Source organism: Allobosea sp. ASV33, assembly GCF_016428755.1.
Lineage (GTDB): Bacteria > Pseudomonadota > Alphaproteobacteria > Rhizobiales > Beijerinckiaceae > Allobosea.
This window is the reverse complement of the sequence record NZ_JAELTI010000118.1, coordinates 1-14,915: the sequence shown is the minus strand read 5'-3', so window position 1 is coordinate 14,915 and position 14,915 is coordinate 1. Positions and strand designations below refer to the sequence as shown.

General features: G+C 64.6%; 17 protein-coding genes and 1 tRNA gene. 3 read left to right on the top strand and 15 right to left on the bottom strand.

The window, feature by feature from the left end:
• The 5 genes from JHD80_RS24060 to JHD80_RS24040 all read right to left on the bottom strand — a co-directional run.
• The coding region (locus tag JHD80_RS24060; RefSeq protein WP_199092582.1) for a formylglycine-generating enzyme family protein at positions 1-837 on the bottom strand (837 nt) is incomplete at its 3' end.
• A gap of 11 nt (positions 838-848) precedes the next feature.
• Positions 849-1,841, bottom strand: coding sequence for an HAD family hydrolase (locus JHD80_RS24055; protein WP_199092580.1), 993 nt, complete (start codon positions 1,839-1,841; stop codon positions 849-851).
• Positions 1,842-1,921: 80 nt separating this feature from the next.
• Positions 1,922-3,520 (bottom strand): arylsulfatase, encoded by a 1,599-nt coding sequence (locus tag JHD80_RS24050; protein WP_199092578.1) that lies wholly within the window; start codon positions 3,518-3,520, stop codon positions 1,922-1,924.
• Between the two features lie 112 nt (positions 3,521-3,632).
• Positions 3,633-4,457: a hypothetical protein gene (locus JHD80_RS24045; protein ID WP_199092577.1), complete on the bottom strand. Its 825-nt coding sequence runs from the start codon at positions 4,455-4,457 to the stop codon at positions 3,633-3,635.
• Between the two features lie 121 nt (positions 4,458-4,578).
• Entirely contained in the window at positions 4,579-4,824 is a 246-nt protein-coding gene (locus JHD80_RS24040) for a hypothetical protein (protein ID WP_199092575.1), read from the bottom strand.
• Between the two features lie 89 nt (positions 4,825-4,913).
• On the opposite strand from JHD80_RS24040, the gene JHD80_RS24035 reads away from it, so the two are divergent.
• A complete protein-coding gene (locus JHD80_RS24035; RefSeq protein WP_349237343.1) occupies positions 4,914-6,017 on the top strand; it encodes a SphA family protein in 1,104 nt (367 codons plus the stop codon).
• 32 nt (positions 6,018-6,049) lie between these two features.
• Entirely contained in the window at positions 6,050-6,526 is a 477-nt protein-coding gene (locus tag JHD80_RS24030) for a hypothetical protein (RefSeq protein WP_199092573.1), read from the top strand.
• Positions 6,527-6,538: 12 nt separating this feature from the next.
• Here the strand turns inward: JHD80_RS24030 and JHD80_RS24025 are convergent, their stop codons facing one another.
• The 10 genes from JHD80_RS24025 to JHD80_RS23980 form a co-directional block, all read right to left on the bottom strand.
• Entirely contained in the window at positions 6,539-7,915 is a 1,377-nt protein-coding gene (locus JHD80_RS24025) for a glycoside hydrolase family 130 protein (protein WP_199092571.1), read from the bottom strand.
• Between the two features lie 38 nt (positions 7,916-7,953).
• Positions 7,954-10,221 carry a glycosyltransferase family 4 protein gene (locus JHD80_RS24020; RefSeq protein ID WP_199092569.1) on the bottom strand — a complete coding sequence of 756 codons (2,268 nt, stop codon included), beginning with the start codon at positions 10,219-10,221 and terminating at the stop codon, positions 7,954-7,956.
• Complete coding sequence (locus JHD80_RS24015) at positions 10,218-11,177, bottom strand: class I mannose-6-phosphate isomerase (protein ID WP_199092567.1); 960 nt, start codon at positions 11,175-11,177, stop codon at positions 10,218-10,220. The genes JHD80_RS24020 and JHD80_RS24015 overlap by 4 nt, the downstream gene beginning before the upstream one ends.
• A gap of 317 nt (positions 11,178-11,494) precedes the next feature.
• Positions 11,495-11,752, bottom strand: coding sequence for a hypothetical protein (locus tag JHD80_RS24010; RefSeq protein ID WP_199092566.1), 258 nt, complete (start codon positions 11,750-11,752; stop codon positions 11,495-11,497).
• Between the two features lies 1 nt (position 11,753).
• Entirely contained in the window at positions 11,754-11,891 is a 138-nt protein-coding gene (locus tag JHD80_RS24005) for a hypothetical protein (protein ID WP_199092564.1), read from the bottom strand.
• A gap of 117 nt (positions 11,892-12,008) precedes the next feature.
• Positions 12,009-12,362: a hypothetical protein gene (locus tag JHD80_RS24000; RefSeq protein WP_199092562.1), complete on the bottom strand. Its 354-nt coding sequence runs from the start codon at positions 12,360-12,362 to the stop codon at positions 12,009-12,011.
• A 198-nt stretch (positions 12,363-12,560) separates the two neighbouring features.
• Complete coding sequence (locus tag JHD80_RS23995; protein ID WP_199092560.1) at positions 12,561-12,965, bottom strand: hypothetical protein; 405 nt, start codon at positions 12,963-12,965, stop codon at positions 12,561-12,563.
• Between the two features lie 15 nt (positions 12,966-12,980).
• Positions 12,981-13,298 carry a hypothetical protein gene (locus JHD80_RS23990; protein WP_199092558.1) on the bottom strand — a complete coding sequence of 106 codons (318 nt, stop codon included), beginning with the start codon at positions 13,296-13,298 and terminating at the stop codon, positions 12,981-12,983.
• A 20-nt stretch (positions 13,299-13,318) separates the two neighbouring features.
• The gene (locus tag JHD80_RS23985) at positions 13,319-13,681 is read right to left on the bottom strand and encodes a hypothetical protein (RefSeq protein ID WP_199092556.1); all 363 of its coding nucleotides are present in this window, start codon (positions 13,679-13,681) and stop codon (positions 13,319-13,321) included.
• A gap of 106 nt (positions 13,682-13,787) precedes the next feature.
• Positions 13,788-13,863: transfer RNA gene (locus JHD80_RS23980), tRNA-Glu, on the bottom strand.
• Positions 13,864-14,290: 427 nt separating this feature from the next.
• Between JHD80_RS23980 and JHD80_RS23975 the strand changes: the two genes are divergently transcribed.
• The coding region (locus tag JHD80_RS23975) for a ComF family protein (protein WP_248311747.1) at positions 14,291-14,915 on the top strand (625 nt) is incomplete at its 3' end.

Below are 14,915 nucleotides of genomic sequence, written 5' to 3'. Positions count from 1 at the left end.
CTTCAGGACCTTGCGGGCAATGCGGATCTCGGGCTGGCGCGCGTCGTAGCTCTCGCTTTCCGGGCCGCCGCGCGGATTCTGCGGCACGCAGCAGGCTTTCGGCGCATCGGCCTCATGGCGGACGGACCAGAAATCGGCGGTCCATTCCCAGACATTGCCGATCATGTCGTGGAGCCCGTAGCCGTTCGGCGGGAAGGCCCGGACCGGCGAGGTGCGGGCCCAGCCGTCGTCCTTGGTGTTCTCGTTGGGGAAATGGCCCTGCCAGGTATTGGCCATGTGGCGGCCATCCGGCGTGAATTCGTCGCCCCAGGCGAACTCGCAGCCCTCGCGCCCGCCCCAGGCGGCGAACTCCCACTCGGCCTCGGTCGGCAGCGCCTTGCCGGCCCAGGCGGCATAGGCCTCGGCATCGCGATAGGCGACATGGACGACGGGATGATCGTCCAGGCCCTTGATCGAGGAGCCGGCGCCATAGGGCTTGCGCCAGGTCGCGCCGAACTTGAACGTCCACCATTGCGCCCAGTCGCGCAGGTCGACCGGATGCGTCGGCGGGTCGAACATCAGCGATCCCGCCCGCAGCATATGCGGCAAGGCGCCGGGGTAATCCCTGGGATCGGGGGCGATCTCGGCGAAGGTGACATGGCCCGTCGCCTCGACGAAGGTGCGGAACTGGCGGTTGGTCACCGGCGTCTCGTCGATCCAGAAGCCGTCGACGCTGACGCGATGGCTCGGCGCCTCCTCGGCATAGTGCCGGTCGGAGCCCATCCGGAAGGTGCCGCCCTCGATGCGGACCATGCCGTCGGTCCGGCCGGGGCGATCGATCAACGCGCTGTCAGCCATCCCGCCTCCGTTCATCGCGTCGGGAAGACGGTTTTCCAGTCCGTCTTCATGTCGACGATGATCCAGCCCCTAGTCTTTCCCTCGTCGAGCGCCTTGTCGAGCTTGCCGATAGGGGACTGGCGGTCATAGGCCCATTCCCGCTCCGCATCGGTGTGGTGGACGATCAGCGCCAGGCGCGCGCCGCTGCCGGCCGCCGCATATTGCAGCATCTGCAGGTCGCCGTCCGAATTGCCGAAGGCGAGGATCGGCCGCCGGCCGATGAAGCGATTGATGCCAACCGGCTTGCCCGGCCCGTCGTCGACGAACTCGACCTTGGCGGTCTTGAGGAGTTCGGGCTTGCCGTCGGCGCCCAAGCGGAACGTCACGCTCCCGGAGGACCCCACGACCTGCTCCGGGGGGATGCCGTAGGCCTTTTCGGCGAAGGTCCGCATGAACTCGACGCCGCCGCCAGAGACGATGAAGGTCTTGAAGCCCTGGCTGCGCAGATAGGCCAGAAGCTCGATCTGCGGCTGATAGACCATCTCCGTGTAGGGCCGCTGCTTCGTCGGGTGGCGCGCTGTGTCGAGCCAATTGCGGACCTGCGCGGCGAAGGCATCCGTCGTCATTCCAGCATGCGTCGCCGCCATGACCTGCTGCAGCCCCTTGCCGCCATTGGCCGCCAATCCCCTGACGTCGCGCGCCAGCACCGAGCGATAGGGCTCCTTGTCCTTGAGCTCGGGCTTTTCCGCCGCCAGGCGCTTGACCTCGTCGAGGGCGAACTGGAGCTGGAAATAGACCGGCTGCTCGGCCCAGAGCGTGCCGTCATTGTCGAAGGTCGCGATGCGCTGCTCGGGCGGTACGAAATCCGGGCCACCGTCCCGGGTCACCTTGCCGACGAAGTCGAGAATGGCCTGCTTGGCCTTGCCGTCGTTCCAGGACGGCAACGGGTCGCTCTGGGCGAAGGCCGAACTGCCAAGCCCGCAAGCGAGAACCACGGCGAGCAATGCGGAGCTCAGCTTGGACATCGGGCCGGTCACCGTTCACGAGTGCGGTTTCGAAAGAGGTAACCGGCCGGCGTAAGCGCCGGCCGGGTTGTCGCCGGGTGCTACTTCGGAGCCGCCTTCGCGGCATTGGCCTTGATCTTCGCTTCCACGTCGCGCGCGACCTGATCGATTGAGAAGCTCGGAGCTTCCTGGCTCGGCGGATACTCGATGAAGGTCTCGAGGAAGCCCGCGGCCTTCGTCACCAGCCAGCCTGCCAGATAAACGTTGTCCACCAGCCAGGCATTGTACTGGTCAGAGACGATGTCGGCCCGCTCGAAGGGATCCATGCGCAGGTTGAAGATTTTGGGCACGCGCAGGCAGACGAAGGGCTCCTTCCAGACATCGAACCCGCCCGGATACTTCATCTCGCAGAAGACGGCTTTCCAGTTGTCTTGGCGATAGGCAACGAGGACGCCGTCATCGTTGAAATAGGCGAATTCGGTGCGATTGCCCTTCGGCTGCTGGCCGGTCAGGTAAGGCAGTTGGTTGTAGCCGTCGAGATGGACCTTGAAGGTCTTGCCCTCGATCGGCGTCCCCTTGAGCAGGCGTTCCTTGATGTCGGTGTCGCCGGCCGCAGCGAGCAGCGTCGGGAACCAGTCGAGGCCCGAGAAGATCTCGTTGGAGACCTCGCCGGCCTTGATCTTGCCGGGCCAGCGGACCATCGCCGGCACGCGGAAGGCGCCTTCCCAGTTCGAATCCTTCTCATTGCGGAACGGCGAGGTCGCCGCATCCGGCCACGAGAAGCGGTTGGGGCCATTGTCGGTGGCATAGATCACGATGGTGTTGCTGGCGATGCCGAGATCGTCGACCGCCTTCAGCAGCTTGCCGACATCCTCGTCATGTTCGAGCATGCCGTCGGCATAGTCGTTTCCGGGCATGCCGCTCTTGCCCTTGTTGGCTTCGCGGATATGCGTGAACACATGCATGCGCGTGGTGTTCATCCAGGTGAAGAACGGCTTGTTGGCCTTCACTTGCCGCTGCATGAAATCGATCGCGCCGGCGGTGGTCTCGTCGTCGATCGTCTCCATCCGCTTCTTGGTCAGCGGGCCGGTATCCTCGATCTTGCCGTCGGCCGAGGCCTTGAGCACGCCACGCGGCGAGTTCGCCTTGACATAGGCGGTGTCCTGCTTGGGCCAGTAGGGCCGTTCGGGCTCCTCCTCGGCATTGAGGTGGTAGAGATTGCCGAAGAACTCGTCGAAGCCGTGCCGGGTCGGCAGGTACTCGTCGCGATCGCCGAGATGGTTCTTGCCGAACTGCCCGGTCGCATATCCGCGCGCCTTGAGCGCCTGGGCGATGGTGATATCGCGGTCCTGCAGCCCCACCGGCGCGCCGGGGATGCCGACCTTGGTAAGACCCGTCCGCTTCGGCGTCTGGCCCGTGATGAAGGACGAGCGCCCCGCCGTGCAGGAGTTCTCGGCATAATAGTCGGTGAACTTCATGCCTTCCTTGGCGATGCGGTCGATATTCGGGGTTCGGTACCCGACAACTCCATCCGTATAGGCGCTGATATTCGACTGGCCGATATCGTCGCCGAAGATGACGAGGATGTTGGGTCTGGCCGAATTCGCGGGGCTTGGAGCGGGTTGTGCTTGCGCCGGCATCGCCGACAGGCCCAATCCGACCACAAGGCCGACCGCGGCGAGGAATTTATGGCGTCCCATGAAACACTCCCGGTTGCGGATTCGTCGCCCGGGGGACGCGTGGTTGGAGGCGCCTGCCCAGTCGCGCCGGCGAAGCTCGCATGAGGCGCGGGGCCGATTAAGCCTGTAACGGTTACAGGCCCGCCCCTGGGCGCGCAGCGAGCATCGGCGTGATCGTCGACGTGGCTTCGCTGGCAAATTCATCGATCAGGCCGAAGCTCGATGTCGCCGCGACCGCGAGCTCGCGAAACACCGAGGCGAGCACTTCCCCGGTCCGCAGGTCGATAAGGCGCCAGGAGAAACGCTGCTTCTCCCCCGGCGGCCACACCGCAATATCGAGCGCGTACGCGTTTCCGGGCTCGGTCAGGAGGGCGTCGATCGCCAGCGCGGCCGCACTGCATTCCCGTTTCGGAACCAGGCGGAGCTTGAACCCGGCGGATTGGAGCGCGCTGAGGAAGGCCTCGGTGAAAAGGTAGCCTCTCAGCTCGGTCTCCGCGTCGGTCGCGCGGGAATGGTCGTGGATCACGATCGTCGCGCGGCCCTCAGCGCTCTTGTCGCATGCGGGCAACCGGGGGCCAGGGGCGTCGCCTGAGCCGGCGCGCGACTGGAACGTCGGCACATAGCTGCCCCGGGGGACGGTGATGACGATGCCGTCCGCCTGCCCCGGGCCGTCGTAATAGGCGGCCAGGGCGGTCCGCAGGCGGTTTGCCTCGATCCTCACGATCGGATCGACGGCAGGATCGAAGTCTTCGTCCCGGCCGAATACGTCGACGCCGATCGCGTAAGCCTTGATCCGCTCGGCATGACCTTCGACCGTTTGCCTGACGACGAAGGATAGGAAGCGCCGATTGCGCTCGGACAGACGCAACGCCTGCGACGCAAGCACATGCTCAAGTGCCTTGAGAACAGCGTCATTGTCCGGCTGTTCGCAAATGCGAGCCGAATGATCTTCGTCCATAGCCCCACCACACAGCCTGGAAGAATACACTCGATCAGTCAGAAGCGTCATGATGGCTCAGCTTAGGGTTGTCAGGCAACCCGGAATGCGCGCGTGGCCGCGGCGCAGATTTGGCATGAGCTTAAGAAATCCGGTGCAGAATATCCTCTTCTGTAGCGATCGCGAGCGCATGATACTCGCGGGTCCGTTCCGACGCGGCGGCCGTGTCGATCTTTGCCCAATAGCCGGCCGCCTCCCAGGCGAGCTCGTAGGCTTCGAAAAGGTCACCAAGGCCCGGATCGTCGAAGGGGATCAGCCGCAGTTGAGCGCGGCGCTGGGGCCAGCGAACCATGAGGCGGGCATGCCCGCGCTTGCGCGCATTTTTCATAGCATTTCATCCACGCGCACCAGTGGCGGGATCGCCTTCCATTCTGCTCAAAAATAAGAAGCAGGCACGTTGTAACGGTTACGCTCTTCGTGCAGGCCCGGATCTGCCGCCGAACGCCGCGACTGCTTGACCGGGCGATAACCGCCGTCCAGTTTCTTTGCGGGAATCAGGCGGAGCGGTGCGCGATGAGAAGTCTGGCCGTTGTGCTGGCGGGAGCGGCATCGTGCATCGGTGCCTTGGTCGCGTCGACGACGCTGCACGCAACCGAAGGCGGGGCAAGCCTTTACGTTCCCGGTCTTCGCGGTCCTGGAGCCGGTATCGTCCCTCCGCCGGGCTTCTACTTCGAGAACGACTTCTACAGCTACTCGGGACGGCTTTCCGCACGCACGCAAACGCAGATCGGTGGCGCCGTCCTGACCAATGTGAAGGTCCAGGCCAGGGTCAATTTCGCGACGCCGACCTGGGTTACTCCGATCGAGATCTTCGGCGGCAATCTGGCATTTGCGGTCAGCTTGCCCTTCGGCGACCCCAAAGTCAGCGCCGGTGCGCTGATCGCGGCTCCGCGCCTCGGTCGCGCCTTCGGTTTCAAGCAGCGGGACTCCGCCTTCCTCTTCGGCGATCCGGTCGTCTCCAGCTTCGTCGGCTGGCATGCCGGAAACTTCCATTGGCAGGTCGGCGGCTCGGTCAACATTCCATCGGGGACCTACCGCGAAGGCCAGTTGTCGAACCTGTCCTTCAATCGCTGGATCGGCGACATCTACGCGGCAGCGACATGGCTCGATCCGAAGATCGGCCTCGACATCTCCGGTGCGGTCGGCTTCGAGATCAACGGCAAGAACAATGATACCGACTACAAGAGCGGTAATGCCGTCCATGCCGACCTTGCCGTCAGCCAGTATCTGACCAAGGAATTATCGGTCGGCGCGCTGCTCTCCCACTATCAGCAGATCAGCGGTGACAGCGGTGCCGGAGCTTCCCTGGGATCCTATAAGGGGCGCACGACCGCGATAGGCGGGACGATCGGCTACAATTTCGCGGTCGGCGGCACGCCGGTTTCGGCCCGCCTCAAGGTCCTTCGCGAGATCAACGTCGAGAACCGCCCTGCCGGTACGATTGCACTCGTCACGCTGGCCTTCCCGATCGGCCAGGTCCCGCCCCCCGCCGCTCCAGTCCCGGCGGTCGTCAAGCACTGACATCCCCGCTCCTTGCCGAAACGCCGAAGGAGATGCAGCGGCTGGGGCGGCTTCGGTACGAGCTGTTCGTCGAACGGGATGGGAAAAGTGACGAGGCCGACCACGCTTCGGAATCCTTCATCGAGACGATCGGTAATCTCAGCCGCAACCTTCAGGCGACCGACCATCAGCGCTGCCTTGCCGCCGTGCGACTGACCAGGGGACGGGACGCGCTCATCGATCGGCAACTTTCCGCGATCCTGCTCGACCGCGAGCTTGCACGTCCGCCCGACAACGACTGTCTGCTCCTGTCTCGGCTGACCGTCCGCCGGGAATTGCGCGCCCGGCTCCATATTCCGGATCTCTTTCGTCACACCTACAGCATCGGATCGATACAGGGCGCGCGATACGCCTCCAGACCTACTTTTTCAACGGCTCCGTCAGAAGCGGAAGTCGATGATCCGCGTATTCGCCCTCTCCAGAGCGATCGGCGAAGCCGAACGACAGGCGCACGGTGTCGCCGACCTTGATGGAACGTTCGGTCATGATTTTTCGCTTTCAAGGATGGCCTGCGCAGTGGGAAGCGGCCTGTCGGCGCCGCATGCATCCGGGAGCGCGTCGCCCAACTCCATCGCCTCCAGCAGCGCCGCGACCTTCACAGTAGCGAAATGGCAGAAGGTGTCCGAGACCGCATAAGGCAGGACGATCAAGTCGCCGTGGCGTATCGCGCCGCAAGTGTAGACGACGTTCGGCACGTAGCCCTCCCGTTCCGAAGGCTCGGGCTGGACGAAAGGCTGGCGCAGGCGTCCCAGCACTTTCGAAGGGTCCGCCTTGTCGAGCAGAACCGCCCCGATCGTATATTTTCGGACCGCTCCGACGCCGTGGATCAGGAGCAGCCAGCCCTCGTCCAGTTCGATCGGCGAGCCGCAAGTGCCGATCTGCACGAACTCCCACGGGTATTGCGGCTTCAGGAGCGCGATGCCGCCGTCCCAGGTCTGGAGATCATCCGAATAGATCAGGTGGAGGTTCTCATTGTCCTGCCGCGAGATCATCGCGTAGCGCCCGCCGAGCTTGCGCGGGAACAGCGCCATGCCCTTGTTCACCGCGGCCGCCCCTCGCAACGGGGACAGCCGGAACGACAGGAAGTCGCGGGTATCGACCAGCTCCGAGCGGATCGACCTGCCGTCATAGGCCGTATAGGTGGCGCGATAGACGATGCCGTCATCCTCCTCGAAGGCGACGAAGCGCGCATCCTCGATGCCGTTCGACTGTGCCGCGGTGACGGGAAAGATCACCCGCTCGCTGATGTCGCTATCGGCCGCGAAGACGACCTCGACATCCTCGCCATCGAGCCGCGCCATCCGGTTGTGCAAGGTGGCGATCGTCGCCAGGCGCGAGGTGGGGTCGACGCTGACCTCGCCATCGGCCGCGATCGATCCGGAGCGGAATGTCAGGGACGAGATATGCCCCTCGCCCACAGCGCGAACGCTGAGGATGAAGCGAAGCCCGCCCGCTGGAGCATTGGATTGGTCGGGATGCGCGATGATGCTCGGGTTGAAGAGCGCCGCCGCCTCGAACGAATACTCGTGCAGGAAATAGGCCCCGACCAGTTGGCGCTGGACCTTGGTGAAGGCGCCGTGGGCGGCGAAGGCATCCTCCATCTCATCGGCGCGCGTCTCGAACCGCTCCAGCAGGTTGCGGTGCCGGCCGTTGAAGTTTTCGAGCACCTCGGCAAGCAGATTCGCCGCCTCGTCCGGGGCGAGCGATAGAACCCGGTTGACGATGTGGTTCGCCTTGGCCTTCTCCGCGGCATTGAAATCCCGCGGCTCGCCGGCGGGGCCGAACCGACGCACGACGACCCGCGAGGGGTCTGGACGCAGATGCAGGGTCTGTCGGTTCAGGAAACTGGGCTGGGACAAGACGTCCGCCGATCTGTTTTTGCAAGTTCGCCGAAGGCTCAGGCGTGCAAGGCCCGAAGCGGCGCCAGTTTCGGGCGATCCCCGCTGACGCGGGCAAGCTGGCGAATCTCGGCGAGGCTGAGCAGGTAGGATACCACGGATTCGCCGCCGCGGTTCTCGTTCGGCCGGTCGCGATGCAGGCCGTCGCGACAGGCGCCGGTGTCGAGATCGACCAGGGGCGCGGAGAGGTCGTTGTCGCCCAGGAACCAGGCGAAAGCGCGTGCGGCTTCGCTGCGCCATTGCGGGTCGTTATCGGCCCGCCAGGCTGCGAGGCAGGCCGAAATCGCCGCCGTCGCCTCCAGCGGCTGCTGGTCGAAAGCCTTCGGAGAGCTGCGCCTGTCGCCGAAGCTTTCCGAGCCGACCGGCCTGAACAGGCCTGCCCGCGTCGTCTGGAGATGCGTGAGCCAACGCAGCGAGCGCAGGCCAGCCTCGACATAGGCCGGCACCTTCATCGCCAATCCTGTCGCGATCAGGGCCTGGGACAGGCGCGCATTGTCGTAGGAGAGCCCCTCCTCGAACCAGACCCAGTCCGGCGTTTCGACCGCCGTGATGAGGACGAGCAAACGGTCGGCGAGAAGCGTGCGCACGGACGCGGCCGCCGCATCGGTGCAATGAGCGTCGAGGCCCAGCAAGGCAAAAGCCCAGGCCCGCGGAGAACTGAAACGCTCGATGATGGGCAGGGCCTCGGCGAAGAGCGAGGCAGCCCATTGCCGCCGCGAAGCGCTCGCATCGTCACGGGCGCAGATGCCGAGCGCCCAAAGCGTGCGACCATGGCTGTCTTCCGACCCGGCTTCCTCGAGCCAGCGCCGATCGAAGCTCATGAAGTTGCGGAAGCGCCGCCGATCGGGATTCCAGGCGTGCTGGATGAAGGAGGCGAACCGTGTCGCAAGCGCGTCCGGCAGCCCCGTCTCGCCGGTGCCGTTCAAAGCATTGGCGAGGAGCAGCGCACGGGCATTGTCATCGACGCAATAGCCATGCGAGCGGTCCGGCACGGAATGAACCGCGTGCTGGAACAGCCCGGTATCGTCGCACATGGACAGGAGGTGGCCGGTCTGCATCTCCGGCGGTGGGACCGTTGCCGGAAGGGCACTCGGCTGGCTCGAGCCCGCGACAGCGCTCAGCACACGGCCTCGGCGGGCCGCCTCGAAGGTGGCGAGGTAGCGTTTCGCGGTCCGCTCCCAGGTCATCGAGCGGCTACTCGCATAGGCACGCAGCCTCATGGCCTGGCGCCGGGGCGCATCGGTCAGCAGACCCGCGATCTCGTTGCCGATGGCGACCACATCGCCGAAGGGCACGAGGATGCCGCGCCCGTCGGCGAGCAATTCCCTGGCGTGCCAATAGGGCGTCGAGACCACGGCCTTGCCCAGACCGAAACTGTAGGACAGCGTGCCCGACGTCATCTGCGCCTCGTTGAGATAGGGCGTGACATAGACGTCGCACATGGAGATGAAGCCGAGCAGCGTCGCCTGATCGACGAACTGGTCGAGAAAGACGACGTGATCCTCGACCCCGAGCTCTCGCACACGCGCCATCAGGCTTTCGCGATAGGCCTCGCCATGCTCGCGGACGAGATGGGGGTGCGTGGCGCCCAGAACGACATAGATCGCGTCGGGGCGCCGCCTCAAAATCGACGGCATCGCGTCGATCATCACCTCGATGCCCTTGTTAGGTGACAAAAGGCCGAAGGTTAGGATGACGGAGTGACCGCCAAAGCCTAGCCTCTCCTTGGCCTCGTCGGGCTCGACAAAGGCGAATTCGGGAATGCCGTGCGCGATCACCTCGATCTTGTCCGCCGGCAATCGATAGACGGTCCGCAACAGGTCGCGCCCCTTCTCCGCCATGACGACCACGCGGGCCGAGGCATCGATGATCCGCTCCATCACGTCGCGCTGCGCGGCATTCGGTTCGGCCAGGACAGTGTGGAGCGTCGTGACGACGGGCATGGTCAGGCGCGACAGCAGCGCCATGATATGGCTTCCGGCCTCGCCGCCGAAGATGCCGAATTCGTGCTGGAGGGAGACGACATCGAAGCGGCCCTCGTTCAGGAAATCGGCGGCACGCGCATAGTCTTCGAGCCGCTGGTCGGCAATCTGGCAGTGCACGGAAAACGGATAGTCGTAACTCTCGCCAGCGTCATTCATGGCGACGATGGAGGTGTCGACATCGGAGGATGCGATCGCCTGCTGCAGATCCGTGGTGAAGGTCGCGATCCCGCAGCGGCGGGGCAGCGAGTTGCCGATGAAGGCGATGCGTTTGGTCGGGCTCATGATCGTGCCTCCGTGGACGGGACTGGCGAACTCGCAACGGGCTGCGGCGGCTCGGTCGGCGGTGAAACCGTCTCGCGGAACCAGGGCATGCCGTCCCCATCGACCCGTTGCAGGAGATCGCGGCTGGGCGTTGCGGCGTCATAGGCGACGAGGCAGGACAGGCCGGCTTCGCCCGGCGCGATGCGCGCGGCCTGCGCCTCGATGAAGCAGCCCTGGCCAACGCCGATTTGCAGAGCGCCCATCCTGGCGTCGCCGGCGATGACAGCCAGCCAGGTCTCGCACCGGGCATCGAGGTCCCAGATCGACCCGCCAGGCAGGTCGATCCGCTCGAAGACGAAATAGGGATTTGCGACGAGCACGGTCCGGACGTCGCTCAGGCGCCGCGCCGGCATGGTTCGTTTCGTGGGGCCAGCATGAGCGACCGCCACGCCCTGTTCGATATGAAGGTCGCGGGCACGGCCGTGGTCGTAAAGCCGGAACGTCGTGTCGCTGCGCTGCTGGATCTCGGCGAGCACGAGGCCTGCGCCGATCGCGTGGATCGTCCCGGCCGGGACGGCGATGACCTCCCCCGCGTGCGGCTTGTGCCATGCGACGAGCCGGGCGATCGAGCCGTCGGCGATGGCCGCCCGCAATTGCTCCGGATTGACGGCGGCCTCGAGACCGACTCCGACCGCCGCGTCGGATGCAGCGGACAGGATGTACCAGGCTTCCGTCTTCCCGCGCGGCAGCCCCAGCTGATGGGCAGCGGCATCGTCCGGATGTACCTGGATCGACAAAGCCTCCTGCGTGAACAGGAGCTTGAGCAGCAGGGCCGGTTCCGGTGCGTGCTTGTCGCAGCGCTGGAACCGGAGTTCGCCGATCGGAACGCCGGGATGCCCGGTTCCGCTCCAGGGAAGCAGGTCGGTCGATCCCCAAGGCTTGGGGATCAGTTCCATACAGGCTTGTTCGAGCGCCATGATAGGGCTCCTGGTTCGTACGGCCGGACATCGACCGACGGATCGTCCCACGCCAGACCTGGGCTACGGCCGTTCGCGGGCGCCGACGCAAGCGATCGCCTGTCGCGAGCGGCATTGGCTGGCTGGCACGGGTCGGAAGGACGCCAGCCGCACTCCTGGTTTTGGAGCAATCTTCCGAGCGATCGGATCGATCCGGTCGTTCGACCCGGGATCGAAATGCGCGATGGCGGAGATAACGCACCGCGTTCGTCCGCGGCGCGATATCGCGTTTGCCGGCGCTGCGGAGGCTGTCGCGCGGGCCTCCAGACCGGTATGCTTCAAGCGCTGAGGTCAGCCTCCAACGCGCTGGCCAGTTCGCCCGGGCTCACCGTGAAGACCTGTGAGCTCCCCGACGAAGACAGCGACGGCGTGTGCAGCATGGTGGCGATCTGGCGATAGGCCAGGAACGAGGCGGCTGGAATCTCCTCCTCGTCGACCACCACGCGGTAGGTGCCGGCAGGCTGCGTATGGTCTAACGCGCTCAGCCTGAACGGCTTCATGAATGTGACCGTGGTTTCCCGGCTGCGGGTATTCATGTCAGCTCTTCTTCTTCGGTTTTCCCGCGAGTTCGAGCGCTACTGGCAGCCCCTTTGCGGACACGGGCACTGCCGCCGCTTCCTTTTTCTTCTTGGGCTTCTTGGCCTCTCGATTGCCGCGCGTCTGTCCCTTGGCCATATGAAACTCCTCTTGCGGAGCAGGAAGGCGACATGAACGCCACCATCTCCGCGCTGCTCACGCGGAATGGCTCGTGATCGTGAGCGATGTCGCTGCGTACGGCTGTCGCCGATCGCCTCAGGTCTTGGCCGTGCCGAGCGTTTCGGCGCAGGCCTTGGCGACGGCCGCGTCCGGCGACGGGCTGCCGATCATCGTGGCCCAGCCGCCCTTGGCGATGAAATCGCCCTGGCTCCACGAACTGATCTTCTTAAGCTCGGCAAGGGCGGCATCGGCATTGGGCTGCTTTTGGAAGTTGCTCACGCAGATCGGAGACAAGGCCGCGACAACGGCATTCTCGGCCCTGAGCTTCGCCAAACGTTCGCTCGACGAGGCCGTCGACCAGCCACCCCAGGTGAATCCGACAACGGCAAGGGCAATCGCGCCACCAACGGCACCCCAGATGGCAGGCTTGGTCTGTGAGGGGATTTTCATGGAAAACCCTTCCGATTTGCGGAATGAAAATCTTCCGTGAAATAATGTATCATAGAATTAGAAAATAATCCTGTTGTTTTTCTCGCGAAGTCGAGATCGAATATTATTTCCATTCCACGATTTACGTAATTCGCCGGTGCCTGGAATTCCATTTTAGCTGTCGTGAATTCGGAAAATCGTACGATTGCAAGGTCTTATTCATGCGGGATTATGCGTTTGATCGCGTGCCGCGTCCCTTTTCTCCGCGAACTGCAGGCACAGCCGGCAGATGCCTCGAAGAGAGGTTTCCACTTCGTCGGCAAGCAGGGAGCCCTTGATATCCGCCAAGGGACTGGAAACCTGCGACAATTCACCAAGGACGAGGGTTCCCCAAAGCAAAGCGCTGGGAACGCCGGTGGCGGCACGGCCGCAACCAATCACCACACCGAAGCCGGCGTTGACCATGAGCTGCGTGAGAAACAGGCGACTGAGGCGCTTGCCGGCGTCATCGAATGTCAAGCGGCTCGCAAAGTTGCCCCCCGCATTGGAGCGCACCCCTTGAGGCGGACGGCGTGACGGTGAGTAATTGACCGGAGAGCCGGGCTTTCGAAGGATGAAAGCCATGGTTCGACATCGTTCTCAGAGCGTCCAGGTCACGCCGTTTTCGGCGAGAACGGCATCGACCTCGTTCTCTCCGACAGCATCATCGAGCATCTGCCTGATCGCGCGTGCGTTGGCCTCCGAATGCCCATCGGCGGTCAGCGAGGCAAGCCTCGGAACAAGAGACGAGCTGTCGTAGCCGCAAGTCTTAATGTCCTCCCGACCGCGCGTCAGCGCTTCGAGTTCACGCCCATGCGCTTCTCGCCGCGCCGCCCGGGCGGCAGCCGGATCGTCCTTCGACCAGCCAGCCTCATCCAGGACGATCTCTGTCTGGTCGGCGAGCGTGTCGTCACTCAACGCCTCGTCCTCGTCGCCGCTCAGAATCTGTAGTAGTAGCGCTTCGCCATCGTCTCGATATCCGACGGGGACAGGCCAGGCACCGCGCGCGGCGTTTCGGGGCGCTTCGATCGGACCTGCCGAAGCCGCGCGACCTCGACAATGTCCTCGACTTGCGGGTGAATGCCGAACCAGCGCTTACGCGCAAGGGCGATGTCACGCCTGCCCAGCGCGATCTTGATGGTGGCACGTCCACCAACTGCACGTCGCTTGCCCGTCCATGGTAACGCGACCTCTCCCGCCGCAGCCGCCCGAAGCGCAGGCGGGATGTTGCGGAAATAGGTGAAACCGCCTTCGGCGCGCTCGACGAGAAACGGATTTCCGTTGGCGTTGCTACGGCCCATCCGGCACCTCCAGAGCGCCGGATTCTAACCAGGATTCTTACCAGCCGTCACAGCGAGGCTCAACCTCGCTTAAAAACGCTGAAAATTCAAGGATTTCCGGCAGAAATGGCGCTCCCTAGGGGACTCGAACCCCTGTTTTCGCCGTGAGAGGGCGACGTCCTAGACCGCTAGACGAAGGGAGCAGCGCGGGCTGAGGGCGCCTATGTAGTCGGACAACCGCTTGGCCGCAACAGCTTTTTGCATCGTTCCCGCATAAACATACCGGGCCTCCGGATATCCCACGAAAACCCGCGTTTTTCCCGGATAAGCGGCGGGATTTGAAGCGAGGCTCACCAGCTGCGCTGCCTGTAGAAGCCGGCGCAGCCCTCCCGGCGATGTCCATCTCCCCAAAAGCCGCGGCCTTCCCCAGCCCCGAGAGTTGTCCTGGCTCGCATTAAGTCCGATGCTGAAACCGCCCAAGCCGACCTATCTCGGCGGGCTCTCGGGCATTTCCGAACGACGTGAACACCGGTTCGCGTGACGAAAATGCGTAAAGCAAAGGCCTGGAGCCATGCCGCGTTTCAGGGAATCGCGGAATGGCTCTGGCGATCGGATGGCAGAGCGGCCATTATGGATTGGCGGATCGACGACCCGGACGGGGACCCCGTCCCCGATGGAGGAGACCCACCACCTGCGGCCGGCTCGGCGCGCAGCACCAGGGCGGTCGCTGCAGGCTGGCTGGCATCCGCCAGAAACCTGCATCGCCTCCTGCAGAACGGCCTGCACGGAGCGATCGGTATCGTCTACCCGCCGACATGTATCGCCTGCCGGGCGGCCACCGGCGAGGCGCAGGCGCTTTGCTCGGCCTGCTGGCTTGGCATCGGCTTCATCGAGCGTCCCTATTGCGAGCGGTTGGGCACGCCCTTCCCGGTCGATCTCGGCGCCGGCCTGCTCTCTCCCGCGGCGATCGCCGATCCGCCGGTCTTCGCCCGGGCGCGGGCCGTCTGCCGTTTCGACGGCACGGCGCGCGAGCTGGTCCATCGCCTGAAATACGGCGACCGTGTCGAGCTCTCGCTGACGCTGGGCCGGATGATGGCCCAGGCGGGTCGCGAGCTCGCAGCCGATGCCGATCTCGTTCTACCCGTGCCTCTCCACCGGACCCGGCTCTGGCGCCGACGCTTCAACCAGGCCGCGGCGCTAGCCGGCATCGTCTCGCGGGAGACCGGGTTGCCGCTGGCGGCGACGGCCCTGACCC

Coding starts and splice junctions, on each gene's coding strand:
- JHD80_RS24055 (WP_199092580.1), bottom strand. CDS start 1,841: ATGTCCAAGCTGAGCTCCGCATTGCTCGCCGTGGTTCTCGCTTGCGGG.
- JHD80_RS24050 (WP_199092578.1), bottom strand. CDS start 3,520: ATGGGACGCCATAAATTCCTCGCCGCGGTCGGCCTTGTGGTCGGATTG.
- JHD80_RS24045 (WP_199092577.1), bottom strand. CDS start 4,457: ATGGACGAAGATCATTCGGCTCGCATTTGCGAACAGCCGGACAATGAC.
- JHD80_RS24040 (WP_199092575.1), bottom strand. CDS start 4,824: ATGAAAAATGCGCGCAAGCGCGGGCATGCCCGCCTCATGGTTCGCTGG.
- JHD80_RS24030 (WP_199092573.1), top strand. CDS start 6,050: ATGCAGCGGCTGGGGCGGCTTCGGTACGAGCTGTTCGTCGAACGGGAT.
- JHD80_RS24020 (WP_199092569.1), bottom strand. CDS start 10,221: ATGAGCCCGACCAAACGCATCGCCTTCATCGGCAACTCGCTGCCCCGC.
- JHD80_RS24015 (WP_199092567.1), bottom strand. CDS start 11,177: ATGGCGCTCGAACAAGCCTGTATGGAACTGATCCCCAAGCCTTGGGGA.
- JHD80_RS24010 (WP_199092566.1), bottom strand. CDS start 11,752: ATGAATACCCGCAGCCGGGAAACCACGGTCACATTCATGAAGCCGTTC.
- JHD80_RS24005 (WP_199092564.1), bottom strand. CDS start 11,891: ATGGCCAAGGGACAGACGCGCGGCAATCGAGAGGCCAAGAAGCCCAAG.
- JHD80_RS24000 (WP_199092562.1), bottom strand. CDS start 12,362: ATGAAAATCCCCTCACAGACCAAGCCTGCCATCTGGGGTGCCGTTGGT.
- JHD80_RS23995 (WP_199092560.1), bottom strand. CDS start 12,965: ATGGCTTTCATCCTTCGAAAGCCCGGCTCTCCGGTCAATTACTCACCG.
- JHD80_RS23985 (WP_199092556.1), bottom strand. CDS start 13,681: ATGGGCCGTAGCAACGCCAACGGAAATCCGTTTCTCGTCGAGCGCGCC.